This is a genomic window from Phenylobacterium sp. VNQ135 (genome assembly GCF_049445735.1).
GTDB lineage: Bacteria > Pseudomonadota > Alphaproteobacteria > Caulobacterales > Caulobacteraceae > Phenylobacterium.
This window is the reverse complement of record NZ_JBMSDS010000005.1, coordinates 269,229-292,564: the sequence shown is the minus strand read 5'-3', so window position 1 is coordinate 292,564 and position 23,336 is coordinate 269,229. Positions and strand designations below refer to the sequence as shown.

28 protein-coding genes are annotated in these 23,336 nt (G+C 70.5%); 13 read left to right on the top strand and 15 right to left on the bottom strand.

The genetic code is table 11. The annotated features are described in order from the left end of the window. Window positions 1-48: 48 nt before the first annotated feature. Genes ACO2Q0_RS19185 through ACO2Q0_RS19175 form a run of 3 tightly spaced genes read left to right on the top strand, consistent with a single transcriptional unit; the run spans window position 49 to window position 2,427 of the window. Window positions 49-1,116, top strand: a complete 1,068-nt coding sequence (locus tag ACO2Q0_RS19185; RefSeq protein ID WP_423353115.1) for an MBL fold metallo-hydrolase — start codon at window positions 49-51, stop codon at window positions 1,114-1,116. Window positions 1,117-1,150: 34 nt separating this feature from the next. Beyond that, window positions 1,151-1,948 carry an enoyl-CoA hydratase-related protein gene (locus ACO2Q0_RS19180; protein ID WP_423353114.1) on the top strand — a complete coding sequence of 266 codons (798 nt, stop codon included), beginning with the start codon at window positions 1,151-1,153 and terminating at the stop codon, window positions 1,946-1,948. Further along, window positions 1,945-2,427: a GNAT family N-acetyltransferase gene (locus ACO2Q0_RS19175; protein WP_423353113.1), complete on the top strand. Its 483-nt coding sequence runs from the start codon at window positions 1,945-1,947 to the stop codon at window positions 2,425-2,427. The genes ACO2Q0_RS19180 and ACO2Q0_RS19175 overlap by 4 nt, the downstream gene beginning before the upstream one ends. 2 nt (window positions 2,428-2,429) lie before the next feature. Here ACO2Q0_RS19175 and ACO2Q0_RS19170 read toward each other — a convergent pair whose 3' ends face one another. Next, window positions 2,430-3,353 (bottom strand): SDR family NAD(P)-dependent oxidoreductase, encoded by a 924-nt coding sequence (locus ACO2Q0_RS19170; protein WP_423353112.1) that lies wholly within the window; start codon window positions 3,351-3,353, stop codon window positions 2,430-2,432. 33 nt (window positions 3,354-3,386) lie between these two features. Next, window positions 3,387-4,655, bottom strand: a complete 1,269-nt coding sequence (locus ACO2Q0_RS19165; protein WP_423353111.1) for an MFS transporter — start codon at window positions 4,653-4,655, stop codon at window positions 3,387-3,389. Window positions 4,656-4,881: 226 nt separating this feature from the next. Between ACO2Q0_RS19165 and ACO2Q0_RS19160 the strand changes: the two genes are divergently transcribed. The 6 genes from ACO2Q0_RS19160 to ACO2Q0_RS19135 are packed head-to-tail and all read left to right on the top strand — an operon-like array spanning window position 4,882 to window position 8,821. Next, window positions 4,882-5,382: a GNAT family N-acetyltransferase gene (locus tag ACO2Q0_RS19160; protein ID WP_423353110.1), complete on the top strand. Its 501-nt coding sequence runs from the start codon at window positions 4,882-4,884 to the stop codon at window positions 5,380-5,382. Between the two features lie 36 nt (window positions 5,383-5,418). After that, window positions 5,419-5,961: a DUF1285 domain-containing protein gene (locus ACO2Q0_RS19155; protein ID WP_423353109.1), complete on the top strand. Its 543-nt coding sequence runs from the start codon at window positions 5,419-5,421 to the stop codon at window positions 5,959-5,961. Further along, on the top strand, window positions 5,958-6,611 hold the full coding sequence (locus ACO2Q0_RS19150; RefSeq protein ID WP_423353108.1) for a CoA pyrophosphatase: 654 nt from the start codon (window positions 5,958-5,960) through the stop codon (window positions 6,609-6,611). The genes ACO2Q0_RS19155 and ACO2Q0_RS19150 overlap by 4 nt, the downstream gene beginning before the upstream one ends. 1 nt (window position 6,612) lies before the next feature. Further along, a complete protein-coding gene (locus ACO2Q0_RS19145; RefSeq protein ID WP_423353107.1) occupies window positions 6,613-6,867 on the top strand; it encodes a hypothetical protein in 255 nt (84 codons plus the stop codon). Continuing rightward, complete coding sequence (locus ACO2Q0_RS19140) at window positions 6,864-8,114, top strand: CCA tRNA nucleotidyltransferase (protein ID WP_423353106.1); 1,251 nt, start codon at window positions 6,864-6,866, stop codon at window positions 8,112-8,114. Before ACO2Q0_RS19145 ends, ACO2Q0_RS19140 begins: the two co-directional genes overlap by 4 nt. Continuing rightward, window positions 8,111-8,821: a type 1 glutamine amidotransferase gene (locus tag ACO2Q0_RS19135; RefSeq protein ID WP_423353105.1), complete on the top strand. Its 711-nt coding sequence runs from the start codon at window positions 8,111-8,113 to the stop codon at window positions 8,819-8,821. Before ACO2Q0_RS19140 ends, ACO2Q0_RS19135 begins: the two co-directional genes overlap by 4 nt. Before the next feature lie 111 nt (window positions 8,822-8,932). Here the strand turns inward: ACO2Q0_RS19135 and hemF are convergent, their stop codons facing one another. Both hemF and ACO2Q0_RS19125 read right to left on the bottom strand, forming a co-directional pair. Next, on the bottom strand, window positions 8,933-9,808 hold the full coding sequence (gene hemF / locus ACO2Q0_RS19130) for an oxygen-dependent coproporphyrinogen oxidase (protein WP_423353104.1): 876 nt from the start codon (window positions 9,806-9,808) through the stop codon (window positions 8,933-8,935). A gap of 5 nt (window positions 9,809-9,813) precedes the next feature. Further along, the gene (locus ACO2Q0_RS19125) at window positions 9,814-10,278 is read right to left on the bottom strand and encodes a tRNA (cytidine(34)-2'-O)-methyltransferase (protein WP_423353103.1); all 465 of its coding nucleotides are present in this window, start codon (window positions 10,276-10,278) and stop codon (window positions 9,814-9,816) included. A 193-nt stretch (window positions 10,279-10,471) separates the two neighbouring features. On the opposite strand from ACO2Q0_RS19125, the gene petA reads away from it, so the two are divergent. From petA to ACO2Q0_RS19110, 3 genes are read left to right on the top strand one after another with little or no spacing between them, the layout of a single operon-like run. Beyond that, window positions 10,472-11,026, top strand: a complete 555-nt coding sequence (petA, locus tag ACO2Q0_RS19120; protein ID WP_423353102.1) for a ubiquinol-cytochrome c reductase iron-sulfur subunit — start codon at window positions 10,472-10,474, stop codon at window positions 11,024-11,026. Window positions 11,027-11,031: 5 nt separating this feature from the next. Then, on the top strand, window positions 11,032-12,315 hold the full coding sequence (locus ACO2Q0_RS19115) for a cytochrome b (RefSeq protein WP_423353101.1): 1,284 nt from the start codon (window positions 11,032-11,034) through the stop codon (window positions 12,313-12,315). Between the two features lie 8 nt (window positions 12,316-12,323). Then, a complete protein-coding gene (locus ACO2Q0_RS19110) occupies window positions 12,324-13,169 on the top strand; it encodes a cytochrome c1 (protein WP_423353100.1) in 846 nt (281 codons plus the stop codon). 58 nt (window positions 13,170-13,227) lie between these two features. Here the strand turns inward: ACO2Q0_RS19110 and ACO2Q0_RS19105 are convergent, their stop codons facing one another. Next, complete coding sequence (locus tag ACO2Q0_RS19105; RefSeq protein WP_423353099.1) at window positions 13,228-14,034, bottom strand: hypothetical protein; 807 nt, start codon at window positions 14,032-14,034, stop codon at window positions 13,228-13,230. 56 nt (window positions 14,035-14,090) lie between these two features. Between ACO2Q0_RS19105 and ACO2Q0_RS19100 the strand changes: the two genes are divergently transcribed. Beyond that, window positions 14,091-14,579, top strand: coding sequence for a hypothetical protein (locus tag ACO2Q0_RS19100; protein WP_423353098.1), 489 nt, complete (start codon window positions 14,091-14,093; stop codon window positions 14,577-14,579). Here ACO2Q0_RS19100 and ACO2Q0_RS19095 read toward each other — a convergent pair. From ACO2Q0_RS19095 to lgt, 10 genes are all read right to left on the bottom strand, one after another. Further along, on the bottom strand, window positions 14,576-15,256 hold the full coding sequence (locus ACO2Q0_RS19095) for a dienelactone hydrolase family protein (protein ID WP_423353097.1): 681 nt from the start codon (window positions 15,254-15,256) through the stop codon (window positions 14,576-14,578). The two genes, ACO2Q0_RS19100 and ACO2Q0_RS19095, sit on opposite strands and share 4 nt — an antisense overlap. A 4-nt stretch (window positions 15,257-15,260) precedes the next feature. After that, window positions 15,261-15,932, bottom strand: a complete 672-nt coding sequence (locus ACO2Q0_RS19090; RefSeq protein WP_423353096.1) for a dienelactone hydrolase family protein — start codon at window positions 15,930-15,932, stop codon at window positions 15,261-15,263. 24 nt (window positions 15,933-15,956) lie between these two features. After that, entirely contained in the window at window positions 15,957-17,054 is a 1,098-nt protein-coding gene (gene ychF, locus ACO2Q0_RS19085) for a redox-regulated ATPase YchF (protein ID WP_423353095.1), read from the bottom strand. A gap of 55 nt (window positions 17,055-17,109) precedes the next feature. Beyond that, the gene (gene pth / locus ACO2Q0_RS19080; protein WP_423353094.1) at window positions 17,110-17,727 is read right to left on the bottom strand and encodes an aminoacyl-tRNA hydrolase; all 618 of its coding nucleotides are present in this window, start codon (window positions 17,725-17,727) and stop codon (window positions 17,110-17,112) included. Between the two features lie 17 nt (window positions 17,728-17,744). After that, window positions 17,745-18,368 carry a 50S ribosomal protein L25/general stress protein Ctc gene (locus ACO2Q0_RS19075; RefSeq protein ID WP_423353093.1) on the bottom strand — a complete coding sequence of 208 codons (624 nt, stop codon included), beginning with the start codon at window positions 18,366-18,368 and terminating at the stop codon, window positions 17,745-17,747. A gap of 141 nt (window positions 18,369-18,509) precedes the next feature. Further along, a complete protein-coding gene (locus ACO2Q0_RS19070; protein WP_423353092.1) occupies window positions 18,510-19,541 on the bottom strand; it encodes a hypothetical protein in 1,032 nt (343 codons plus the stop codon). A 113-nt stretch (window positions 19,542-19,654) separates the two neighbouring features. Next, the gene (locus ACO2Q0_RS19065; protein ID WP_423353091.1) at window positions 19,655-20,590 is read right to left on the bottom strand and encodes a ribose-phosphate pyrophosphokinase; all 936 of its coding nucleotides are present in this window, start codon (window positions 20,588-20,590) and stop codon (window positions 19,655-19,657) included. A 57-nt stretch (window positions 20,591-20,647) separates the two neighbouring features. Further along, the gene (gene pgeF, locus ACO2Q0_RS19060; RefSeq protein WP_423353090.1) at window positions 20,648-21,412 is read right to left on the bottom strand and encodes a peptidoglycan editing factor PgeF; all 765 of its coding nucleotides are present in this window, start codon (window positions 21,410-21,412) and stop codon (window positions 20,648-20,650) included. Window positions 21,413-21,414: 2 nt separating this feature from the next. Continuing rightward, window positions 21,415-22,470, bottom strand: a complete 1,056-nt coding sequence (locus tag ACO2Q0_RS19055; protein WP_423353089.1) for a class I SAM-dependent methyltransferase — start codon at window positions 22,468-22,470, stop codon at window positions 21,415-21,417. Next, on the bottom strand, window positions 22,457-23,323 hold the full coding sequence (lgt, locus tag ACO2Q0_RS19050; protein ID WP_423353088.1) for a prolipoprotein diacylglyceryl transferase: 867 nt from the start codon (window positions 23,321-23,323) through the stop codon (window positions 22,457-22,459). Before lgt ends, ACO2Q0_RS19055 begins: the two co-directional genes overlap by 14 nt. Window positions 23,324-23,336: the final 13 nt, after the last annotated feature.

The window sequence follows — 23,336 nt, the reverse complement described above, 5'->3', positions numbered from 1 at the left end:
CCGCAGCGGCAATGCCGGAAGCTGCGCCCGAACGACGAGGAGTTCGCCTTGCGCGACGGACTTGAGGACGCCCCGGCGGAAATCGTGCGGCCGAAACTCAGCTATCCCTTCGAAGTGGGGCCCGCCTCCGGGGAGGCGGTCGACATCGCGCCCGGCGTGAAGTGGCTGCGCATGCCGCTGGGCGGGGCGCTGGCGGCGATCAACGTCTGGGCGATCCGCGAGGGCGAGGGCTGGGCCATCGTCGACACCGGCATGGGCGGCGTGGCGACGCGCGACGCCTGGCGGGCGGCGTTCCAAGGGCCGCTGGAGGGCCTGCCGGTGACGCGGGTGTTCGTCACCCACATGCACCCCGACCACATCGGCATGGCCGGCTGGCTGACGCGCAAGTTCGACTGCGAACTGTGGATCACCCGCCTGGAGTTCGTGACCTGCCGGTCGCTGGCGCTCGATACGGGCCGCGACGCGCCGGAGGTGGCGGTGCGGTTCTACCGCGCCTGCGGCTGGGACGAGGACGCCATCGACCAGTACAAGGCCAAGTTCGGCGGCTTCGGCCGCGGCCTGCACGTGCTGCCGGACAGTTTCCGCCGGCTGAACGATGGCGACCGCGTCAGGATCGGCGACCATGAGTGGGAGGTGGTCGTGGGCTGCGGCCACAGCCCCGAGCACGCCTCGCTGTGGTGTCCCGATCTCAAGCTGATGATCTCGGGCGACCAGGTGCTGCCGAAGATCTCGTCGAACGTCTCGGTGTTCCCGACCGAGCCCGAGGCCGATCCGCTGACCGACTGGCTGACCTCGCTCTCGGCGATCAAGGCCCGCGTGCCGGACGAGGTGCTGGTGCTGCCGGCGCACAACGAGCCGTTCCACGGACTGCACGCGCGGCTGGACCACCTGATCGCCGGCCACGAGCGGAGCCTGCGCCGGCTGGCCGCCGAACTCGCGGAGCCGCGCCGGGTGATCGACGTCTTCCACGTGCTGTTCCGCCGGACGATCGGGCCCGAACTGCTGGGTCTGGCCACGGGAGAAAGCCTGGCGCACCTCAACTGCCTGCGCCGCCGGGGCCTCGCCGTGCGCGAGCGGGATGCGGACGGAATCGACTGGTACCGCGCCGCCGCCTAAGCTTGACGGGAAACATCCCATCAAGGAGGCCGCCATGGCTGAACATGTGCTCACCGAGACGTCCGGCGGCGTCCTGACGATCACCCTGAACCGCCCCGAGAAGAAGAACGCCCTGACTCGGGCGATGTACCAGGCGATGGCCGACGGCATCGACGCCGCCGACGCCGACCCGAACATCCGCTGCGTGCTGATCCAGGCCGAGGGCGACATGTTCACGGCCGGCAACGACCTGGCCGATTTCGCGGCGGTGAACCGGGGCGACGAGTCGGCCAACGCCGCGCGGGAGAAGGGCAATCCGCTGCTGAACGCCCTGGAGCGGGCCAGGACGCCGATCGTGGCGGCGGTGAACGGCCGCGCCGTGGGCGTCGGCGTCACCATGCTGCTGCACTGCGACCTGGTCTATGTGGCCGAGGACGCCCTGCTGACGACGCCGTTCGTGAACCTGGCCCTGGTGCCGGAGGCGGCGTCCTCGATGCTGCTGCCGGCCCGCATCGGCCATGCGCGGGCCTTCGCCATGTTCGTGCTGGGCGAGGCGGTGGACGCGAAGAAGGCCGAGGCCTGGGGCATCGCCAACGCCGTCGTCCCGGCCGGCGAGCTGCGGCCCCGGGCGCGGGCGGCGGCCGAGGCCGTGGCGGCGCGGGCTCCGGCGTCAGTGGCCGCCACCAAGGCCCTGATGCGCCGGCCGGCCGAGCCGATCGCCGACCGCTATCAGGAAGAGGGCCGGCTGTTCGCGGCCCAGCTCAAGTCGCCGGAGGCGGCCGAAGCTTTCGCCGCCTTCGCCGAGAAGCGCCCGCCGGACTTCTCCAAGGCGCGGGCGCAGGAGCCGGCATGAGCCGCGTCGCCGTCCGCGTCGCCACGGTCGCCGACGCGCCGCTGATCCTGTCGTTCATCCGGGAACTGGCCGAGTACGAGCGGCTGCTGCACGAGGTGGAGGCCACCGAGGCCGACATCCGGCGCGACCTGTTCGGCGAGAACCCGCGGGCCTTCTGCGAGATCGCCGAGGCGGACGGGACGCCCGTGGGCTTCGCCCTGTGGTTCTACAACTACTCCACCTTCCGCGGCCGGGCCGGGATCTACCTCGAGGACCTGTTCGTGCGGCCCGAGGCGCGTGGGCTGGGGGCCGGCAAGGCGCTGCTCAGCCGGCTGGCGGAACGGTGCGTGGAGGCGGACCTGGGCCGGCTGGAGTGGGCGGTGCTGAACTGGAACGCGCCCTCGATCGCCTTCTACGACAGCCTCGGCGCCGGGGCGATGACCGAGTGGACGGTGCGCCGGCTGGACGGCGAGGCGCTGAGACGCCTCGCCGGCGGCTAGCCTCAGGCCGGCTGCTTCTTGGGCGCGGGCGCAGCGCCGCCGAGGTCGTAGAACTTGGGCGCCATCTGCGGGACGGCTTCCTTCAGGATGCTCTGCACCGTCCATTCCTGGCCCTCCGGCTTCGAGCAGGTCTCGATCGGCCGGGGCTGGGAATAGAGGATGATGTTCTCGCCCGAGACGCCGAACACCTGGCCCGAGACGTTCGCCGCCTCGGGGCTGACCATGGCCACCGAGAATCGGGCCGGCTGGTCGGGGCGGATCTTCTCGGCCATCACGGCGCGGCGGGCGGCATGGGCCTCGTCGCGGATCGGCACCGACTGGGTCATCCGCGTCCAGGCGACGGGGGCGATGCAGTTGGAGCGGACGTTGTTGCGGGCGCCCTCCATGGCGATGATCCGCGACAGGCCCGCGATGCCCATCTTGGCCGCGCCGTAGTTCGCCTGGCCGATGTTGCCGTAGAGGCCCGAGGTGGACGTGAAGAACATGTAGGCGCCGTCCTGCTGGTCGCGGAACAGCTCGATGGTCGCGCGAGCCACGTTGAACGAGCCGCGCATGTGGACGTCGATGACGCGGTCCCAGTCGTCTTCCGACATCTTGTGGAACATCACGTCGCGCAGGATGCCGGCGGGATTGATCACCGCGTGCAGGCCGCCGAAGGTGTCCAGCGCCTGCTCCACCATGCCCTGGACGGCGCGGTAGCTGGTGACGCTGTCGGAGTTGGAGGCCGCCTCGCCGCCGCGCTCGCGGATGAGCCGGGCGACCTCCTCGGCCGGGCCCGCCGAGCCCTCGTCCTCGCCCTTCAGGCCGCCGCCCAGGTCGTTGACCAGAACCTTCGCGCCCTCGGCCGCCGCGATCAGGGCGCAGTCGCGCCCGATGCCGTTGCCGCCGCCCGTGACCAGGACGACCTTTCCGTCCAATGCGCCCATGCTGAAATCCTCCCTGAATTTATGGGAGGAAGCCTATTCAAGCCGGTCGGCGCGGCGCAAGTCGGGGAAGAGGCGCGCCCAGACGCCGGTGACGATCAGGGCGCCCACGCCGCCGAAGATCGCGGCGCGGACCGGACCGAGCCAGCGGGCCACCACGCCGCTCTCGAACTCGCCGAGCTCGTTGGACGCGCCGATGAACACCGAGGAGACGGCGGCCACGCGGCCCCGCATGGCGTCCGGGGTCACGAGCTGGACCAGGGTCTGGCGGATGTAGACGCTGAGCATGTCGGCGCCACCCAGGACCGCCAGGGCCGCCACGGACAGCCAGAGGCTCTCCGAGACGCCGAAGACGACCGTCGCCGCGCCGAACATCGCCACGCCTGCGAACATGAAGAGCCCGGCCTTGCGGCGGATCGGGTTGGCCGCGAGCCAGAGCGCCACGACCGTCGCGCCGATGGCCGGGCCGGCGCGCAGGATGCCGAACCCCTCCGGGCCGACGTGCAGCACGTCGCGGGCGAAGACCGGCAGCAGGGCGGTGGCCCCGCCCAGCAGCACGGCGAAGAGGTCGAGGCTGATGGCGCCGAAGACGATCTTCTGGCGCCAGACGTAGGCCAGGCCTTCCTTCATCAGCTGCCAGCGAGAGCCCGGGTTCACCTCGGGCTGGGCGTTCTTTCGGATCGAGAAGACGAAGACACCGGCCAGGCCGTAGAGGCCGAAGGTGGTGAAATAGGCGGTCTCGGGCGAGTGGGTCAGCAGCAGGCCGCCGGCGGCGGGACCGGCGATCGAGGCGGTCTGCCAGGCCAGCGAGTTCCAGGCGATCGCCCGCGGCAGCAGCTTGCGCGGCACCAGCATGGGGCCCAGCGCCGTGTTGGCCGGAGCGAAGAACGCGCGGCTGGCGCCGAACAGGGCGGCGATGACCAGGAGCAGGGCGGGGCTCGCCCAGCCGTTGATGGTGGCGATGGCGAGCGTGAGGACGCTGGCGATCTCGCCCGTCAGGCAGAGCAGCAGCACCTTGCGCCGGTCATAGCGGTCGGCGGCCTCGCCCGCCGGCAGGGTCAGCAGGAAAACCGGCACGAAGGCGGCGAGCCCGATCATGCCGACCAGGAAGGCGCTCTCCTCGACCGAGCGGCTCTCGCGGGCGAGCGCGTACATGTGCCAGCCCATGGCCACCGACTGGATCTGGCTGGCGAAGCTGCCGGTCCAGCGCGAGCCCCAGAACACCAGGTAGTCGCGCTCCCGCAGCAGGGCGCGGGCGGAGGGGACTTCGTCACCAGGATCGTCAGGGGGAACGGCGTCGGCCATGGGCGGCTCGACCCTGCCTTGCGTCGCTTCGGGCTGCAACGGCGTTCCTCCGCGGCGATTGACGCACGGGAGCCATGGCCCTATGTGCGCGCTTCCCGATGACGGCCCGGAGGGCCCAGAGATGCGACGACGTCCGCGCGCCTGAGCGCCCTGAACCGCCCGGCAGGCTCAGGCATTGAAGCCGTCCTGCCGACGTCGCCGACAATCCGCATCTCGAGAATTCCGCATGTCCGTCCAGTGCTGCGCGCCCGCCGAGGCGCTTTCCCTTGTCCATGAAGCCGCGCAGGACGCGGCCCTGATCGAAGGCCTGCTGGACCGCGCGTTCGGGCCGGGCCGCTTCGCGAAGTCGTCGGAACGGGTGCGCGAGTTCGCCGACTTCGCGCCCGAGCTGTCGTTCTGCGCCTGGGAGGCGGGCAAGCTGGCGGGCGTGGTCCGCATGTGGCGCGTGAACGTGGGCGAGACGCCGGTGGTGTTCCTGGGCCCGCTCGCCGTGGAACCCGGGCTGCAGAGCGCAGGCGTCGGCGGCAGGCTGGTCGCCCAGGCCTGCGCGGCCGCCAAGGCGGCGGGCGAGGCGGCGGTGCTGCTGGTCGGCGATCCGCCCTATTTCGAACGCTTCGGCTTCGTCGCCGCGCCGAACGCCGTGATGCCCGGCCCGGTGGACCAGCGCCGCGTGCTGATGCTGCCGCTCCGGGACGTGACGCTCAGCGGCGACGTGCGCCCGCGATAGGTTGAGCCGACTCCCCGCGGCCCCTACGTTGCGGCGGTGACGACGAAGACCACACTGGACGATCTGGCCGAAGCCGCGGCCCCGAAGCGCGGCCTGCCGCCCGTGCACCTGTGGAATCCGGAACGTTCGGGCGAGATCGACATCGTCATCCGCAAGGACGGCTCCTGGGTCCACGAGGGCGGCGTGATCGGACGCGAGGCCCTGGTGCGGCTGTTCTCGACGATCCTGCGCAAGGACGCGGACGGGACCTATCTGGTCACGCCGGTGGAGAAGCTGAGGATCACCGTCGAGGACGCGCCCTTCGTCGCCGTGCGCGTCGACCGGGCGGACGAGACCCTGCGGTTCACCACCAACGTCGGCGACGTGGTCGAGGCCGGTCCCGATCATCCGATCCGCATCGAGCAAGGCGAGGGCGGCGAGCCCCGGCCCTATGTCCACGTGCGCGGCGGGCTGGAGGCGCTCATCGCCCGGCCGGTGTTCTACGAGCTGGTCGAGATGGCGCAGGAGCGCGACGGCGTGCTGGGGGTCAGCTCGAACGGCGTCTGGTTCCCCATGGAAGATCGGGTCGGCCGGCCGTGAACGACCTCAGCCCGCCCCGCGACCTGAAGGCGTGGATCGCCGACCACCTGGACCCGCTGCACGACGGCGGGGCGGTGGCCGGAGTGAAGCGCCGCTCGGACTACGATCTCACCCCCGGCGGCTGGACGGCGCCGCCCGACCAGTCGCTGACGCCGGCCTCGGTGCTGATCGGACTTGTTGAGCGCGACGCGGGCTACACCGTCCTCCTCACCCGCCGGTCGGACACGCTGCGCAATCACACCGGACAGGTGGCCTTCCCCGGCGGGCGACAGGACCCCGGCGAGAGGCCATGGCAGACGGCGCTGCGCGAGGCCCACGAGGAGATCGGCCTGGAGCAGCATTTCGTCTCGCTCGCAGGACTGTCCACGCCCTACCAGACCGGCACGGGCTACCTGGTGACGCCGGTCGTGGGCTTCGTGACCCCGGGGTTCGAGCTGACGCCGAACCCGGACGAGGTCGCCGACATCTTCGAGACGCCCTTCGGGTTCCTGATGGACCCGAAGAACTACGAGCAGCACGAGCGCGAACTGCCGAACGGCGAGCGCCGCCGCTTCTACGCCATGACGCACGAGGATCGATACATCTGGGGCGCGACGGCGGGCATCCTGCGGGCGCTGTACGACCGGCTGTACGGGGCGGCGCTTGCTTAGGGTGCTGCTCCTCAGGGCGGCCCTGGTGGCGGCACCCTTCGTCTTCTGGTTCGCCTGGCGAGCCTGGGCGCGGCGCAGCGGCCGCGAGATGGGCGCGACGCCCTGGGCCTGGCTGACGGCCGCGGCGGGGCTGCTGCTGGGCCTGTCGTTGCTGGCGACCGCGATCTTCCATACGGACACTCGCGGACAGACCTATGTGCCGGGCGAGGTGGGCCCCGACGGCCGGGTGAGCCAGGGACGCTACGAGGACCGATGACCGAGACCGTCGGACAACCGGCCTGGATGACCGCCCGCTCGGCGGTGCGGGTCATGGACGCGCTGGAGGCGGCGGGCGGACCTGACTGCGCGCGCTTCGTCGGCGGCTGCGTGCGCAACACCATCATCGGCGTGAAGGTGGACGACGTGGACATCGCCACGCGGCTCACGCCCGACCAGGTGACCAAGGCGCTGGAGGCGGCGGGAATCCGCGCCGTGCCCACCGGCATCGAGCACGGCACGGTGACGGCGGTGGCCGACCACACGCCCTATGAGATCACCACCCTGCGCCGCGACGTGACGACCGACGGCCGCCGGGCCACGGTGGCCTTCACCGACGACTGGGCCGAGGACGCCGCGCGCCGGGACTTCACCGTCAATTCGCTTTACGCGCGCCGGGACGGCTCCATCTACGACCCGAGCGGCCACGGCGTCGCCGACGCGAGGGCCGGGCGGATCGTCTTCATGGGCGAGCCCGAGCAGCGGCTGCGCGAGGACTACCTGCGCATCCTGCGCTTCTTCCGCTTCCACGCCTGGTACGGCCGCGGCGAGCCGGACGCCGCGGCGGTGGCGGCCTGTGCGGCGCTGAAGGCCGACATCCGGAGCCTGGCGGCCGAGCGCATCTCGAAGGAGCTGCTGAAGCTGCTGGCCGCCGACGACCCGCGCGCGGCGGTGCGGCTGATGGCGGACACGGGCGTGCTGGACGTGATCCTGGAGCTGCCGGCCAACCTGGCGCGGTTCGACGGCCTGGTGGCGCTGGAGAGCGAGCAGCTCTTCGAGGCCGACGCGGTGCTGCGGCTGGCGGCCCTGCTGCCCGATGACCAGGCGGCGGCGTTGAGGCTGGCCGAGCGCCTGCGGCTGTCGAACGCCGACCGCGACCGGATCGCCTCGGCGCTGGCGCCCACGCCCGAGCTGAAGAGCTGGATGAGCCCGCGCGAGATCCGCCGGGCCGTGTATCGCAGCGACAAGCAGACCTTCCGCGACCGCGCCAAGCTGGCCTGGGCCGCCGCCGAGAGCTCGGCCAGCGCCATGCAGTGGCGGGGCATGATCGCGCTCGCCGAGGGCTGGAGCCCGCCCGTCTTCCCGCTGACCGGCGAGGACGTGATCAAGGCCGGCGCGCCCAAGGGGCCGATGGTGGGCCGCGTGCTGCGCGAGGTCGAGGACTGGTGGATCGACCACGACTTCCTCGACGACAAGCTCAGCGCCATCGAGAAGCTGAAGGCCGTGGTGCAGGGGATGGCCTATTGAAGCGCGATCTCCTGAAGGTCGGCATCCTCAAGACGGGCCGGCCGCCGAAGCCGGCGATCGCGCAGTTCGGGACCTATCCCGAGATGTTCATGAACCTCCTGGGCGAGGACGCCTACGCCTGGCGGACCTATGCGGTCGACGAGGGCGATTATCCCGAGGCGCCGGAGGATTGCGCCGCCTACATCGTCACGGGCTCGTCGGCCGGGGTCTATGAGGACGAGGCCTGGATCGGCCAGCTGATGGCGTGGCTGCGGGCCGCCAGGGGACGGACGAAGCTGGTCGGCGTCTGCTTCGGACATCAGGCGATGGCGCAAGCCTTCGGCGGGCGGGTGATCAAGTCGCCCAAGGGATGGGCGATCGGCGAGCAGGCGTATCGCGTGCTGTCGCGCGAGCCCTGGATGGACGAGGCGTCCACGATCCGGCTGCCGGGATCGCACCAGGACCAGGTGGTGGAGCCGCCGCCGGGCGCGGATGTGATCGCGGCTTCCGAGTTCACGCCCTATGGCGCGCTGGCCTGGCGCGACCAGCCGGCGATCTCGATCCAGCTCCACCCGGAATTCGAGCCGGCCTACGCCAAGGCGCTGATCGAGGCCCGGCGGGGCAAGGTCTATACCGACGAACAGGCCGACCGCGGGATCGTGAGCTATGACGGGCCCGACGACCGGGCGCGCGTCGGCGGCTGGATCCGGCGGTTCCTCGAAACCTGAGGCGCGGCCCGCGGGTTGAACCCGCATGAAGAAGCCGCACGCCTATCTGCTGATCGCCGCGAGCGCCCTGGCGGCCCTGGTCTTCGGCCTGGCGACGCCGGCGATCGGGGCCTAGGGCCAGGCCACCATCGGCGGCATGGACGACAGGATCGTCTCGACGTTGCCGCCGGCCTTCAGCCCGAACATCGTCCCGCGGTCGTAGAGCAGGTTGAACTCCACGTAGCGGCCGCGGCGGACGAGCTGCTCGGCGCGCTCGCCCTCGCCCCAGGGCTCGACCATGCGGTGGCGGACGATCTTCGGATAGACGTCCAGGAACGCCTCGCCGACCGCGCGGGTGAAGGCGAAGTCCTTCTCGAAATCCCCGGTGTTCAGACGGTCGTAGAAGATGCCGCCGACGCCGCGGTGCTCGCCCCGGTGAGGCAGGAAGAAGTACTCGTCGCACCAGGCCTTGAACCTCGGGTGGTACTCGGGGTCGAAGGCGTCGCAGGCGGCCTGCATGGCGGCGTGGAACAGCTTGGCGTCGTCGGCGTCCTGGCTGCGCTGCTCGTCCAGCATGGGCGTGAGGTCGGCGCCGCCGCCGAACCAGCTTTCGGCCGTCGAGAGGAAGCGGGTGTTCATGTGCACGGTGGGCACGCGCGGGCTGACCGGATGGACGATCAGGCTGATCGAGGCCGAGACGTAGGACGGGTCCTTGTCGGCGCCCGGCATCTGGGCGGCCATCTCGGGCGAGAACTTCGCCACCGCCGAGGAGGTGTGGACGCCGGCCTTCTCGAACAGCCGGCCCTTGAAGTGCCCGCCGATGCCGCCGCCCACGCCGGTCTCGCGGCTCCAGGGGCGGAAGTCGAAGCGGCCCGGCTCGCCGGGGAAGAGTTCGGGCGGGGCCTCGTCCTCGAGGCGCTCCAGCTCGGCGCAGATGCGCGTCTGCAGGCTCTCGAACCACTCTTTGGCGCGGAGGCGGCGGTCTTCGATCTCGGGGGGCAAGGACATCGCGGCTAGTCTTGGCGCTCCAGCGTCGGGAAGGCCCTGATCTGCCTCAAGGCTTCGCCGAGCGCCAGGGTCGCGGCGGTGACGACGTTCAGCGAACGGGCGCCTGGGGCCAGCGGAATGATCACCCGCGCATCGGCGGCGTCGTGGACCTCGTCCGGGACCCCGGCGCTCTCGCGGCCGAACAGCAGGACGTCGTCCGGGACGAAGGCGAAGTCGTGGAGCGGCGTCGCGCCGCGGGTGGTGAAGAGCACCAGGCGCCCGGGCTTCACCGAGAGGAATCGCTCCCAGGAGGCATGCCGGGCGACCTCGGCGCGGGCCGCGTAGTCCATCGCCGCGCGGCGGATCGAACGGTCGTCCAGCGGGAAGCCGCAGGGCTCTATGACGTCCAAAGGGACGCCCAGGCAGGCGGCCAGCCGGATGGCGGCGCCCAGGTTTTGCGGAATGTCCGGTTGAAAAAGGCCCAAACGCATTCTAAGGCACCCGCCACGGGACTAGGCCGGGGCGCAAAGACAGAGAATCACGGACGGGCCTTCGCAAGCTACGAAGCCTCTCCGCGATCCACGTCTCCTACCCGACCTCTGTTTCGACAGGGCCTCCTTATCAGGTCCGAAGGCTTCTGGTCCGTCGCTGCAGGGCGGGCCGTCATCGAAGGGTAGCTTTAAGGTGGCCGACACCGTCGTGGGCGCAAATCCCGATCCGCACGCCTCGGGTGAGGACCCGAACCGTCGCGACTTCATCCACATCGCGGCCGGCGCCGCGGCGGTCGGCGCGGCAGCCGCGCTGGCCTGGCCGCTGGTCGACCAGATGAACCCCTCTGGCGACACCCTCGCCCTGGCCTCGATCGAGTTCGACCTGACGAAGGTCTCGCCGGGCCAGCAGGTGGTCGTGAAGTGGCGCGGCAAGCCGCTGTTCGTGCGCAACCGCACGCCGGCCGAGATCGCCTCGGCGGTGAAGGACGACAACGCCGCCCTTCGCGATCCGCAGAAGGACGAAGAGCGCCACAAGCCCGGCAAGCCCGAGTGGCTGGTCCTGGTCGGCACCTGCACGCACCTGGGCTGCGTGCCCACGTTCGGCGGCGGCGACTACGGCGGCTGGTTCTGCCCCTGCCACGGCTCGCACTACGACACCTCGGGCCGGATCCGTAAGGGTCCCGCGCCGAAGAACCTCGTCGTTCCGGAGTACGCCTTCGTCTCCGACACCAAGGTCAAGATCGGCTGATATCGATGAGCGGACACTCCACTTACGAGCCGAAAACCGGCTTCGAGCGCTGGATGGACATGCGCCTGCCGGTGATCCGGCTGGCCTACGACAGCGTCATCGCCTTCCCGACCCCGAAGAACCTCAACTACTGGTGGACCTTCGGCGGCATCCTGGCGCTCATGCTGGGCATCCAGATCGTCACCGGCATCGTGCTCGTCATGCACTACGTGCCGCACGTCGATCACGCCTTCAATTCGGTCGAGCGCATCATGCGGGACGTCAACTACGGTTGGCTGATCCGCTACATGCACGCCAACGGCGCCTCGATGTTCTTCGTGGCCGTCTACATCCACATCCTGCGCAACCTCTACTACGGCTCCTACAAGGCGCCCCGTGAGGTGCTGTGGATCCTGGGCTGCGTGATCTACCTGCTGATGATGGCCACGGCCTTCATGGGCTACGTGCTGCCCTGGGGCCAGATGAGCTTCCACGGCGCGGTCGTGATCACCAACCTGCTGGGCGCCCTGCCGATCGTCGGCGAGAGCATCACCACCTGGCTGTGGGGCGGCTTCGCCGTCGACAACCCGACGCTGAACCGCTTCTTCTCCCTGCACTACCTGCTGCCCTTCGTGATCGCCGGCGTCGTCGGCCTGCACATCTGGGCGCTGCACGTGCCGGGCAACAACAACCCGACCGGCGTGAACGTGAAGTCGAAGGAGGACGTCGTCCCCTTCCACCCGTACTACACGGTGAAGGACGGCTTCGCGATCAGCGTGTTCCTGATCCTGTTCGCCAGCTTCGTGTTCTACAACCCGAACATCCTGGGCCACGCCGACAACTACATCCCGGCGAACCCGCTGGTGACCCCGTCGCACATCGTGCCCGAATGGTACTTCCTGCCGTTCTACGCGATCCTGCGGGCGGTCCCGGACAAGCTGGGCGGCGTGCTGCTCATGTTCGGCGCCATCGGCGTGCTCTTCGTGCTGCCGTGGCTCGACACGTCGAAGGTGCGCTCCATGCGCTACCGTCCGACGGCGAAGCTGTACTTCCTGATCTTCCTGCTGGCCTGCCTGGTGCTGGGCTTCTGCGGCGCCAAGCTGCCGGACGATCACGTCATCCCGATCGGCTCGACCTTCCAGCTCCTGGACGCGGACCTGAACTCGTTCGTGTGGCTGAGCCGGATCGCCACGGCCTACTACTTCGCCTACTTCCTGCTCGTCCTGCCGATCCTCGGCCTGGTCGAGAAGCCGCTGCCGGTGCCGGAGTCGATCTCCGCCCCGGTCCTGGACCACGACAAGAAGGATTGAGCCTGAAGATGCTGCGCAAAGGTATCGCGCTCGCGGCGCTGGGGCTCGCCTTCGTCGCCGGCCCCGCTTTCTCGGCCTCGCACCCGAAGGAGCCCAAGGAGATCGCCTGGGGCTTCGAGGGCCCGTTCGGCAAGTTCGACCAGGCCCAGCTGCAACGGGGCTACAAGGTCTATCGGGAGGTCTGCGCGGCCTGCCACGCGATGGACCTCGTCTACTTCCGCACGCTCGGTGAGAAGGGCGGGCCGTTCTACGATCCGAAGTACCCGAACCCGAACGACAATCCGTACGTGAAGGCGCTGGCCGCCGACATCCAGGTGCCGGACGTCGATTCGGAGACCGGCGACGCCATCCAGCGTCCGGCGACCACGGCCGACCGGTTCCCCAATCCGTTCCCCAACGAGGCGGCGGCGCGGGGCTCCAACGGCGGCGCCTATCCGCCGGACCTGTCGGTGATCACCAAGGCGCGCTCGGGCGGCCCGCGGTACATCTACTCGCTGCTGACGGGCTATGTGAATCCGCCGGCCGGCCTCACCGTGTCGCCGGGCCAGCACTACAACCCGTACTTCCCGGGCGACCTGACCGCCTACTGGAGCGGCGACCACCACAAGGTGCCGCCGGGCGGCTTCCTGGCCATGCCGCCGCCGCTGGCGCCGGGCAAGGTGACCTTCGACGACGGCACGCCGTCGACGGTGGATCAGCAGGCCAAGGACGTGACCGCGTTCCTGACCTGGGCGTCGGAGCCGAAGATGATCGAGCGCAAGACGTTCGGCTTCGGTGCGATGATCTACCTGCTGCTGTTCTCGGTGCTGCTGTGGTTCAGCTACCGCCGCATCTGGCGCAACGTGGCCCACTAGGGCTCAGCGCCACCGCGAGACACGAGGGCCCGCCGGAGCGATCCGGCGGGCCTTCTGCTTATCGGGCGGGGGCGAGCTGGAGCCGGCCGCCGGGAAAGTCGAAGCGCAGGCGGTAGTGGGCCAGGGCAGGGGCGCCGATAGCGCCGGCCGCCTCGCCCTGCGCCGGCTCCAGGCCCGCGGCCTGGTCGGCCAGGCGTCGCCCCGCCAGCCGCAGCTCGGCCAGCCTCGCCAGCCAGACGCCCGCGGGGCCGAGCTCCTGCGGACGATCCGTCCCGGAGACGGCGGCGACGTCGTCGGCCAGACGCACCGCCGCGGGCTGTCCCGTGGCCGGCGCGAAGAGGCCGCGCAGCACGTGGGCGCCGTCCTCGACCCTCGCCTCCACGACGGGGCGTCCGGCGTCCCAGGCCAGCGGCAGGCTGGCGGCGGCGCGGAAGGCGGGCGCCGACCCCGGCCGCGACAGGCGCACGCGGCAGGGCGCGAAGGTCACGTCCACCACGAGGTCCTTCAGGATGTCCGCCCCGAGCACGCCGACGATCGGCGTCGGCAGGTTCCAGCCGCGATAGTCCAGGTCGGCGACGGGGATCGTGCGCGGCTCCAGCGTGAGTCCGGCGACGCGCACGTTCCCGGTGACGGAGGGCGCCTCGACATCTTCGGTGGCGACGCCTTCGGCCTGGGCCTTCGTCTCGTGGAGCTGGGTCACCGGCTGGCCGGTGTCGAGCACATAGTCCCCGGCGATCCCCGCCACCTCGGCCGGCACGACCACGACGCCGCCCTCGAACCAGCAGGCCGTCTCGCCGGCGCGGGCCGCCGCGGGCAGGGCGGCGGCGGCCAGGAGGGTCGTCAGGGTGAGTCTCGCGCGGGCCACGCCCGACCATAAGGCGCCTTACCCACGCCGCAACGACAGGCGTAAGGTGGCGGCAGATGCCCTCCCGCCAGCCCGTCCACAAGCCTGCCTGGCGCAACTTCCGCCGGATGCAGGACGTGACCGCCGCCGCGGCAGTGCTGATCTATGCGGGCGCGGTCCTGCACGCTTTCGAACGCCTGCCGGGCCCCCCGGAGCTGATCGTCGAGCGCACCCTGGTGTGGCCCGGGATCTTCCTTTCGCTGTCGCTCGGGCTGCCGCTGCTGCTCGGACCGCTGCGCCGGCCGCTCGCCCGCTACGTCTGGATGAGCTTCAAGGCCGGCTTCGGCCAGACCGCGGGCTCGGTGGTGACCGGCGTCGCCCTACTGATGGGCGCGGCGCTGTTCATGTACTGGCAGATCGCCGGCGCCACCCAGGGGGGCCGCTACCCGGCCGGGGTGTTCGCGGGCTACGGCGCCGGCATCGGCATCCTGGCCGCCCAGGCCGCGCTGGTGCGGGTGCTGGAGAAGCACCCCGAGGTGCGGCGCGAGATCGAGGAGGCGGCCTAGGCCTCGCCGCGGCCGCCGCCGTTCCGCGCGAAGAGCGCCAGGGTGCGCAGCCGGGCCAGGCGCGCGGAGTCCTCGTGGTAATCCGCCCGGCGGTCCGACACGAAGCCGTGGCCGGCGTCATAGAGGTAGATCGGCAGATCCGGGTGCTTCTCGCGGATCTCCTCGACCTTCTCCATCGGGATCGAGGCGTCGGTCTTGCCGAAGTGCAGGATGGTGGGGCAGCGCGGCGTCTCGTCGACCAGCTCGCTGATCCGGCGGCCGTAGAAGCCGGCGGCGGCCGACACGCCCTCGCAACGGCAGGCGATCAGCCAGGTGGCGGCTCCGCCCCAGCAGTAGCCGGCGACGAACCGCGGGCCTTGCAGCGCGTCGAGGGCCGCCTGGGCGTCGGCGGCCACCTGGTCCCACGGCGTGGCCTTGGAGTATTCCACGCCCTTCTGGATGGCCTCGGCGCTGTAGTCGGCGGCGAAGCCGCGCTCCAGGCGATCGTAGAAGGCCGGCGCGATCACCTCATAGCCATCGGCGGCGAAACCGTCGGCCAGTTCGCGGATATGGTCGGTGACGCCGAAGATCTCCTGGATCAGCAGCAGCCCGCCGCGGCGGGCGTCGTCCGGAACCGCGCGATAGGCGTCGAATTGGAAGCCGTCGAGGCTGCTCGTCAGCCGGATGGTCTCGCCCATCGGCTCACGCCTTGTCGAACAGCTCGAGGGTCCTGTGGCGGGCGAGGTCGGCGGCCTCGGCGTTGTAGCGCTCGGGGCTCTCGTTGTTGAAGCCGTGGCCGGCGCCTTCGTAGATGTAGACCGGGACGTCCGGGTTCTCGGCGGCAAGCGCAGCGGCCACCTCGTCGGCCGGAATGCCGGGGTCGGTGCGGCCCAGGTGGACGATCACCGGGCAGAGCGGCTTCAGCCCGGCGTTCGCCTGCACGAGGCTTCCGTAATAGCTGGAACAGGCGGCGAGGCCTTCGACCTTGGCCGCGGCCAGCCAGGCGAGCGAGCCGCCGTAGCAGTAGCCCACCACATGCACCTTGCCGCCATGCTTGCCCAGGAAGTCGCGGCAGGCGGCGATATCGCTCAGCGCCTGGTCCAGAGGCGTGGCGCGGGCGTGCGCGAGCCCAGCCTGCAGGCCCTCGGGATCATGGGCGGCGGTGAAGTTGCGCTCGCGGCGGTCGAACAGCGACGGCGCGATCGCCTCGTAGCCCATCTTGGCCCAGCGCTCGACGTCGGCGCGGACGTGGCGGTCGATGCCGAAGATCTCCTGCAGCACGATCACGCCGCCCTTGTGGGGCGTGAAGGCGGGCTCGTGATAGGCGGAAAACTCGAACCCGTCGGCCCCGGTGAGGGTGATCGTCTCAGCCATGTGTCCCGCCCCTTCTGCTTCGCTCTACACGTTGAACCGGAAGTTCATCACATCGCCGTCCCTGACGACATACTCCTTGCCCTCGGAGCGGAGCTTGCCGGCGTCGCGGGCTCCGGCCTCGCCCTTGAGGGCCACATAGTCCTCGTAGGCGATCGTCTCGGCGCGGATGAAGCCCTTCTCGAAGTCCGTGTGGATGACGCCGGCCGCCTGCGGGGCGGTGTCGCCCTTGTGGATGGTCCAGGCGCGCGCTTCCTTGGGGCCGACGGTGAAGTAGGTCTGCAGGCCGAGCAGGTGGTAGGCCTCACGGATGAGCTTGTTCAGGCCCGGCTCGTCGAGGCCGAGGGTCTCGAGGAACTCGGTGCGCTCGGCGGGATCGAGCATGGCGATCTCGCTCTCGATCTGGGCCGAGATGATCACATGGTCGGCGCCGTCGCGCTTGGCCCGCTCGGCCACCGCCGCCGACAGCTCGTTGCCCGTGGCCGCCGAGGCTTCGTCGACGTTGGAGACGTAGAGCGCCGGCTTCGACGTCAGCAGCTGCAGCATCCGCCAGGCCTTCTCGTCCTCGGCGGAGATCTCGGCCTTCCGCGCCGGGCGGCCGGCGTTGAGCTCGGCCAGCGCCACCTGGACGAGGCGCAGCGTCTGGGCGCTCTCCTTGTCGCCGGTCTTTGCGCGCTTCTCCAGGTTGACGACCCGCTTCTCCAGGCTTTCCAGGTCGGCCAGCATCAGCTCGGTCTCGATGGTCTCGAGGTCGGCCAGCGGGTCGACCTTGCCCTCGACGTGGGTGATGTCGTCGTCGATGAAGCAGCGGGCCACGAACGCCACGGCGTCGCAGTCGCGGATGTTGGCCAGGAACTGATTGCCGAGGCCTTCGCCCTTGGACGCGCCGCGCACCAGGCCGGCGATGTCGACGAAGTTCATGCGCGCCGGGATGATCTCCTTGGACGGGATGATGGCGGCCAGCTTTTCCAGGCGCGGCTCGGGCACGGCCACGTCGCCGACGTTCGGCTCGATGGTGCAGAACGGATAGTTCGCCGCCTGGGCCGCGGCGGTCTGGGTCAGCGCGTTGAACAGGGTCGACTTGCCCACGTTGGGCAGGCCGACGATGGCGACTTTCAGAGCCATGAGACTTTCGCAGTTCCTTGAGTGGCGGCGGACCTAGCACGGGTCGCCCGAGGCGTCATTCCCCGCGCGCGAGCTTCCGGGGGTCGACCTTTTCGGCCGGGGCGAGGCGCATGACCTCGGCCTGGTACTTCTCGTCGTCGCCGACCGCCAGCAGCGGCAGGGCGTCGGCGCAGGCCTGCAGAAGAGGCTCCAGCCACTTCATCTCGGCCTTGTGGAAGTCGGAGAGCACGTGGCCGTGCACCAGCTCCTTCTGGCCGGGATGGCCCGTGCCCAGGCGGGCGCGGCGGAAGTCGGGGCCGATCTGGCTCCCGACCGAGCGGATGCCGTTGTTGCCCGCCGCGCCGCCGCCGGTCTTCATGCGGAAACGGCCGGGCGCGAGGTCGATCTCGTCGTAGAAGACGACCACGTCGGCGGGCTTCAGCTTGAAGAACTTCATGGCCTCGCCCACGGCGCGGCCGCTCTCGTTGTAGTAGGTCTGGGGCTTCAGGATCAGCGCGCGGACGGCGCCCTGCGGCGTGTCGATGGAGCCTTCGGACGCCTGGCTCTGGAAACGCGAACGCGCCGCTGAGAACCCCCAGCGGCGCGCGATCTCGTCCACGGCCATGAAGCCGACGTTGTGGCGGTTCTTCGCGTAGGTCGGGCCAGGATTGCCCAGGCCTGCGATCAGCAGCATCGCCGGAGCGAGGGTGATTAGCCCTCGCCGCCCTCGGCCGCCGCTTCGCCTTCGCCTTCAGCCGCCTCTTCGGTGACTTCGGCCATGGCGCCGGCCACGCTGGCCACCACGGTTTCGCCGTCGATCGCCGCCTCGGCCTTGGCCGGCAGCTTCAGGTCGGCGACGCGGATGGTCGCGCCGATGTCGAGGCCGGTCAGGTCGAACACGATCTCTTCCGGGATCGAATCGGCCGGGCAGGACACCGTCAGGGTGTGCAGGGCGATGTTCAGGGTGCCACCGCGCTTCAGGCCCGGCGCCTCTTCCTGGTTGGTGAAGTGCACGGGCACTTCGATCTTGATCTGCTGGTGCTCGTCGACCCGGTACAGGTCGAAGTGCCACGGCTCGTCGGTGACCGGGTGCATGTCCACGGCCTTGGCGATGACCGGCTGGGTCTCGGAGCCGTACTTCAGGGTCACCAGGTGGCCCAGGAGCTTGCCCGTGTAGAGCGCCTTGCGGAACTCGTTGGACTTCACCGCGATGGCCACGGGGGCCTTGTCGCCGCCGTACAGGACGCCGGGCACCAGGCCCGAGCGGCGGGTGGCGCGCGCGTTGCCGGAACCGGTCCCTTCGCGCACTTCAACGTTCAAAACGATCTCGGCCATGGCCTTGCCTCAAAACGAAGCCGCCGCGCGAACCGCGCGGCGACGGAATTCCGAAAGACCCGTCCGGGTCGAAAGGTGCGCGTAGATACACAAAAGCCCCGGCCTGCGCAACGGCCGGGGCCCTGAAAAGTCAGGCGGCTTTCACCGCCGGGTCGAGACGGGCGTCGCCTTCGCCGGCGCGGCCTCGGTGAGCTTGGTGGGAGCCTCCACCGGCTCGGCCACGCCGGCGCTCTTCATCACGCAGCGGCCGGTGTCCATCAGGCTGTGCACGCCCAGGCAGAACACGTCCTCGTAGTGCGGCTTGGAGACCGCCAGGCACTGGTAGAGGTTGAGCTTGGACATGTTCAGGCAGGTGGCGGCGTTCGGGTCGGCCAGGATCGGCATCACCTGTTCCAGGCTGGCGTCGTCGGCGAAGCCCAGCACCGCGAGGGCGGCCACCGCCATCGAGCGCACCACCACAGGCGTATAGGGCGGGGCGGCCGTCTGGCCGCTCACGCCCAGGGCGCCGCGCTGGGTCACCGCCTGCTGCAGCCGCGCCGTCTCGGTAGTGTCGCCCATCACCGGCGTGGCGGAGAGCTGCTTGGCGAGGCTCAGGCGGGCGTCGCGGCCGGCGACGTCCTTCTTGGACCAGGCGGCGCGCTGAACGTCGTAGGCCGCCTGGCGCACGGCCTTGCCCTGGGCGAGCAGCTTGCGGCCGTCCTCGCCCAGCGCGCCCATGACCATGCCGGCGGCGCCGGACGAGCCCTGGATGCCGATCACGTAGGCCGGGTCCTTCATGATCTCGTAGGCGATGGTGCGGCGCTGAGTCGGGTCGGCGGCGTAGGTCTGCACGCCGGCCACGAAGCCGGGATCCTGCAGGGCCACGACGGCCCCGTAGGAGATCGCCCCGCGCAGCAGCTGCTGCGGCTCGTAGGCGGCGCCGGTGCGCACGCCATGGGCGACCGCATCGCCGTCCACGAACGCAGGCGAGATCGCCGAGGCGGTCTGGACGTAGCGGCGATAGGCGCTGGCCTGCTCGATCAGCTTGGGCGACAGGGCCACCGGCGGCGGCGCCGGGGGCGGGGTGATCACGGGCGGCGGCTCGGCGCAGCTGGCGAGCACGGCGGCCGCGGCGATCGCGGCCGCGGCGAGCGCGCGGCGAGCTTGGACGCCCAGTTGGACGAAGGACGGCATTGGGAGGCTCCCCCCTCTTACGAGTGGTCGAATCTTAGCACCTGCCCCCCGGCCAACGTGCCCTAACTTGGTAAACTCTTGCTGAGCAAGCGTCGCTGCAAGGGCAGGTTGTCTCAGTCGAAGAGTTTGGAGACGGACTCTTCGTTGGCGATGCGGCGGATCGCCTCGCCGATCAGGGCGGCGCAGCCCACCGTCCGGATCTTCTCGCAGGCGCCGACCTCGTCGGAAGCCTCGATGGAATCGGTGATCACCAGTTCCTTCAGCACCGAGTTCTTCACGCGCTCGGCGGCGATGCCCGACAGCACGCCGTGGGTGATGTAGGCGGACACCTCGGCCGCGCCGGCGTCCATCAGCGACTGCGCCGCCGAGCACAGCGTGCCGGCCGAATCGACGATGTCGTCGAAGATGACCAGCCGGCGGCCGGTGACGTCGCCGATGATGTTGGCGACTTCCGACTTGCCCGGGCCCGAGCGGCGCTTGTCGACGATGGCCAGGTCGGCGTTCAGCCGGCTGGCGACGGCCAGGGCGCGCACCACCCCGCCGACGTCGGGCGACACGATCAGCAGCTCGTCGGCCTTGGCGTAGTTGGCCTTGATGTCGGCGGCCATCAGCGGCGCCGACTGAAGGTTGTCGGTCGGGATGTCGAAGAAGCCCTGGATCTGGCCCGAGTGGAGATCCATGGTCAGCACCCGGTCGGCGCCCGCCCGGGTGATCAGGTTGGCCACCAGCTTGGCCGAGATCGGCGTCCGGCCGCCGGTCTTCCGGTCCTGCCGGGCGTAGCCGAAGTAGGGCATCACGGCCGTGATCCGCCGGGCCGACGCGCGCTTCAGCGCGTCGATGCAGATCAAGAGCTCCATCAGGTTGTCGTTGGCCGGGTAGCTGGTCGACTGGAGCACGAAGACGTCCTCGCCGCGGACGTTCTCGTCGATGGTGACCCACACCTCGTTGTCGGGGAATCGCTTCACCTGGGCCCGCGTCAGGGGCAGGTCGAGGTGGGAGGCCACCGCCTGCGCCAAGGTGCGGTTGGAGTTGCCGGCCAGCAGCTTCATCGGACCCCCAGATGCCTTGATGCGCGCGCTTGTAGCAGGGGCGGGCCGAGAGTCTAGCTACGCCAGCACGATCGCCGACAGGAGCCGTCCGTAGTCCGGCTCGCCCCGTTTGAAGGCGCGCCGGTTGGAGAAGAAGAGGTCCTCTTCGGCGCAGGTGTCGCGGCCGATCCACTCGCACCGGCGAACGCCGGCCGCCTTCAGCCTGGCCAGCACGAAGCCCGGCAGGTCGAACATGCGCTTGTCGTCCGTGAGCCCGGAATGGAAGAACTTCGCATAGGCGCTGTCGGCCTGCAGGAAGCGGTGGGCGAACTCCAGGCCGACCTCGTACGACTGAGGCCCGATGCAGGGGCCGACGGCGGCGCGGATGTTGTCGCGGCGGGCGCCCAGGCTCTCCATCCGGGCGATGGCGGCCTCGGCGACGCCGGTGAGCGCGCCCTTCCAGCCGGCGTGGGCGGCGGCGACCACGCGGGCGTCGGGGTCGGCCAGCAGGATCGGTGCGCAATCCGCCGAGAGCGCCCCGCAGATGACGCCCGGCGTGGCGCTGACCACGGCGTCCGCCTGAGGCGGGCCGGCCGGCCAGGGGCCGTCCGTCACGAGGGCGGTGGGCGAGTGCACCTGGTAGGCGGTCACCAGCGTCCCCTTCAGATGCTCGGCCGCGCGGCGGCGATTCTCCTGTACGGCGGCGGGATCGTCGCTCGAGCCCACGCCCACGTTCAGACCGGCGTAGATCCCCTCGGACACGCCGCCCTGGCGGGTGAAGAAGGCGTGGCGGATCCCCGGCAGGTCGAGCAGGGACGAGGTGAGGACGGGCAGCGCGCTCAAGTTCAATCCTCTTCGAACGCCGGCGGCGTCCAGCCGGGCGAATGGATGCAGCAGGCCTTGAACAGCTCGCCCATCTGGTCGGCGGCGACGAGGCGGTTCAGCTGACGACCGATGACGGGCGCCTTGTCCGGCCGGGCGCGGACCAGGGCCTCGGCGCGCTCGCCGATCCCGAGGCGGGCGAGGAGCGCGGCCTGGGTGAGGATCGCCGTCTCGGCGCCCTCCCGCCCCGCGGCGGTCATCACGGCCGGGAAGTCGGCGTGGACCGTGAGGTCGGCCTCGCCGGGACAGGCCAGGACGTCCACCCTCTCGTGCCGCTTCAGCGCCTGCAGCGTGTCGCCGAAGCCCGGCATGTCGCGACCGTAGTCGATCAGCAGGGCGGCCCCGCCGTCGCGGACGAGACGCGCGCCGAGTTCGGAGCCCAGCGCCTCCTGGGCGGCGGACTGCTCGAAGACGGACCCTTCTCGCGCGTCGGGCAGCAGGCCGGCGGCCGGCGTCTGCGAGAGGCCGAAGGCGAGGCCGCCGTCTTCCCCCAGGCCCACGAGCTGTTCGGCCCAGCCGGTGGCGGTGCGGACGAACTGGCGGACCGGCAGGCAGTCCAGCAGCTCGTTGGCGACCAGGATCAGCGGCGCGCCGCCGGGGACCTCGTCCAGCGACTTCGCCCAGCGGACCTGGTCCCCGAGCTTCGCCGCCTGGAGGTCCTGGAGCGGGCCGGAGGTCTCGACCAGCCAGACGTCTGCGGCGTCCAGGAAACCGGGCGCCATGCGGCCGGCCCGCAGGATGTCGCTCATCAGCGTGCCGTCGCCCGGGCCCATCTCGACGAGGCGGACCTCGGAGGGCCCGCCCCGGAGCTGCCAGGCGACCGCGGCCCAGACGCCGATCAGCTCGCCGAACATCTGGCTGACCAGGGGGGCGGTGACGAAATCGCCGCCTTCGCCCAGCGCCGGACGCGTGGCGTAGTAGCCGAACTCCGGGTCGTGCAGGCAGGCGGTCATGTACTGGGCGACCGTCAGCGGGCCGCCGGCGGCGATCTGCGCCGCCAGCTTGTCACGCAGGGGCATTGGCCTCGCGCGCGGTCGGCAGCGCCTCGCGCATCCCCCGCCAGATCAGCCACAGGCCGAACATCAGCATCGGGATCGACAGGTAGATGCCCATGGTCAGGCCGAGCGGCAGGTTCTCGAGGCCGGCGTCGGGCTGGCGCACGTTCTCCAGGCTGATGCGGAAGAGGGCGTAGAAGGTGACGAACAGGCCCATCACCACGCCGCGGCGGTTGAGCAGCTTCGCGCCGTGCGTCGCCCAGCGGAGGATGAGGAAGAGCACGACGCCTTCCAGGGCCGCCTCGTAGAGCTGGCTGGGGTGGCGCGGCTCCAGGCCGGCGGGGCACCAGCCCAGGGTCTCCTGGATGCGCTGGTTGCAGAAGACGACGGCCCAGGGGACGTCGGTGGTGCGGCCCCAGAGCTCGCCGTTGATGAAGTTGGCCACGCGGCCGAAGAACAGCCCGATCGGCACCACGGCCGCGACGACGTCGCCCAGCCGCCACAGGTCGATCCTGTTGCGGAGCGAGAAGAGGATGATCGCCAGGAAGACGCCCAGCGCGCCGCCGTGGAAGCTCATTCCGCCGTTCCACACCTGGAAAATCTCGAGCGGATCGGTCCAGATGAGCTGCGGCGTGTAGAAGAAGACGTGGCCCAGGCGGCCGCCGATGATGATGGCCAGCGTCACCCACAGGATGAAGTCGTCCACCTGCTCGACCGTGACCGGCGGCGGGCGGTGCGTCCACAGCTTCGGGTTCTTGACGATGGCGACGGCGTAGCGCCAGCCCAGCAGGATGCCGGCCACATAGGCCAGGGCGTACCAGCGGATGGCGATGGGGCCCAGCTGGACGAGAACAGGATCGAACTCGGGAAACGGCACGGTTTTGGCAGCT

Bases quoted from the DNA above. Each gene is read 5' to 3' on its own strand.
- ACO2Q0_RS19180 (WP_423353114.1), top strand. From the start codon at position 1,151: ATGGCTGAACATGTGCTCACCGAGACGTCCGGCGGCGTCCTGACGATC.
- ACO2Q0_RS19175 (WP_423353113.1), top strand. From the start codon at position 1,945: ATGAGCCGCGTCGCCGTCCGCGTCGCCACGGTCGCCGACGCGCCGCTG.
- ACO2Q0_RS19170 (WP_423353112.1), bottom strand. From the start codon at position 3,353: ATGGGCGCATTGGACGGAAAGGTCGTCCTGGTCACGGGCGGCGGCAAC.
- ACO2Q0_RS19165 (WP_423353111.1), bottom strand. From the start codon at position 4,655: ATGGCCGACGCCGTTCCCCCTGACGATCCTGGTGACGAAGTCCCCTCC.
- ACO2Q0_RS19160 (WP_423353110.1), top strand. From the start codon at position 4,882: ATGTCCGTCCAGTGCTGCGCGCCCGCCGAGGCGCTTTCCCTTGTCCAT.
- ACO2Q0_RS19140 (WP_423353106.1), top strand. From the start codon at position 6,864: ATGACCGAGACCGTCGGACAACCGGCCTGGATGACCGCCCGCTCGGCG.
- hemF (WP_423353104.1), bottom strand. From the start codon at position 9,808: ATGTCCTTGCCCCCCGAGATCGAAGACCGCCGCCTCCGCGCCAAAGAG.
- ACO2Q0_RS19125 (WP_423353103.1), bottom strand. From the start codon at position 10,278: ATGCGTTTGGGCCTTTTTCAACCGGACATTCCGCAAAACCTGGGCGCC.
- ACO2Q0_RS19115 (WP_423353101.1), top strand. From the start codon at position 11,032: ATGAGCGGACACTCCACTTACGAGCCGAAAACCGGCTTCGAGCGCTGG.
- ACO2Q0_RS19110 (WP_423353100.1), top strand. From the start codon at position 12,324: ATGCTGCGCAAAGGTATCGCGCTCGCGGCGCTGGGGCTCGCCTTCGTC.
- ACO2Q0_RS19100 (WP_423353098.1), top strand. From the start codon at position 14,091: ATGCCCTCCCGCCAGCCCGTCCACAAGCCTGCCTGGCGCAACTTCCGC.
- ACO2Q0_RS19095 (WP_423353097.1), bottom strand. From the start codon at position 15,256: ATGGGCGAGACCATCCGGCTGACGAGCAGCCTCGACGGCTTCCAATTC.
- ACO2Q0_RS19090 (WP_423353096.1), bottom strand. From the start codon at position 15,932: ATGGCTGAGACGATCACCCTCACCGGGGCCGACGGGTTCGAGTTTTCC.
- ychF (WP_423353095.1), bottom strand. From the start codon at position 17,054: ATGGCTCTGAAAGTCGCCATCGTCGGCCTGCCCAACGTGGGCAAGTCG.
- pth (WP_423353094.1), bottom strand. From the start codon at position 17,727: ATGCTGCTGATCGCAGGCCTGGGCAATCCTGGCCCGACCTACGCGAAG.
- ACO2Q0_RS19075 (WP_423353093.1), bottom strand. From the start codon at position 18,368: ATGGCCGAGATCGTTTTGAACGTTGAAGTGCGCGAAGGGACCGGTTCC.
- ACO2Q0_RS19070 (WP_423353092.1), bottom strand. From the start codon at position 19,541: ATGCCGTCCTTCGTCCAACTGGGCGTCCAAGCTCGCCGCGCGCTCGCC.
- ACO2Q0_RS19065 (WP_423353091.1), bottom strand. From the start codon at position 20,590: ATGAAGCTGCTGGCCGGCAACTCCAACCGCACCTTGGCGCAGGCGGTG.
- ACO2Q0_RS19055 (WP_423353089.1), bottom strand. From the start codon at position 22,470: ATGCCCCTGCGTGACAAGCTGGCGGCGCAGATCGCCGCCGGCGGCCCG.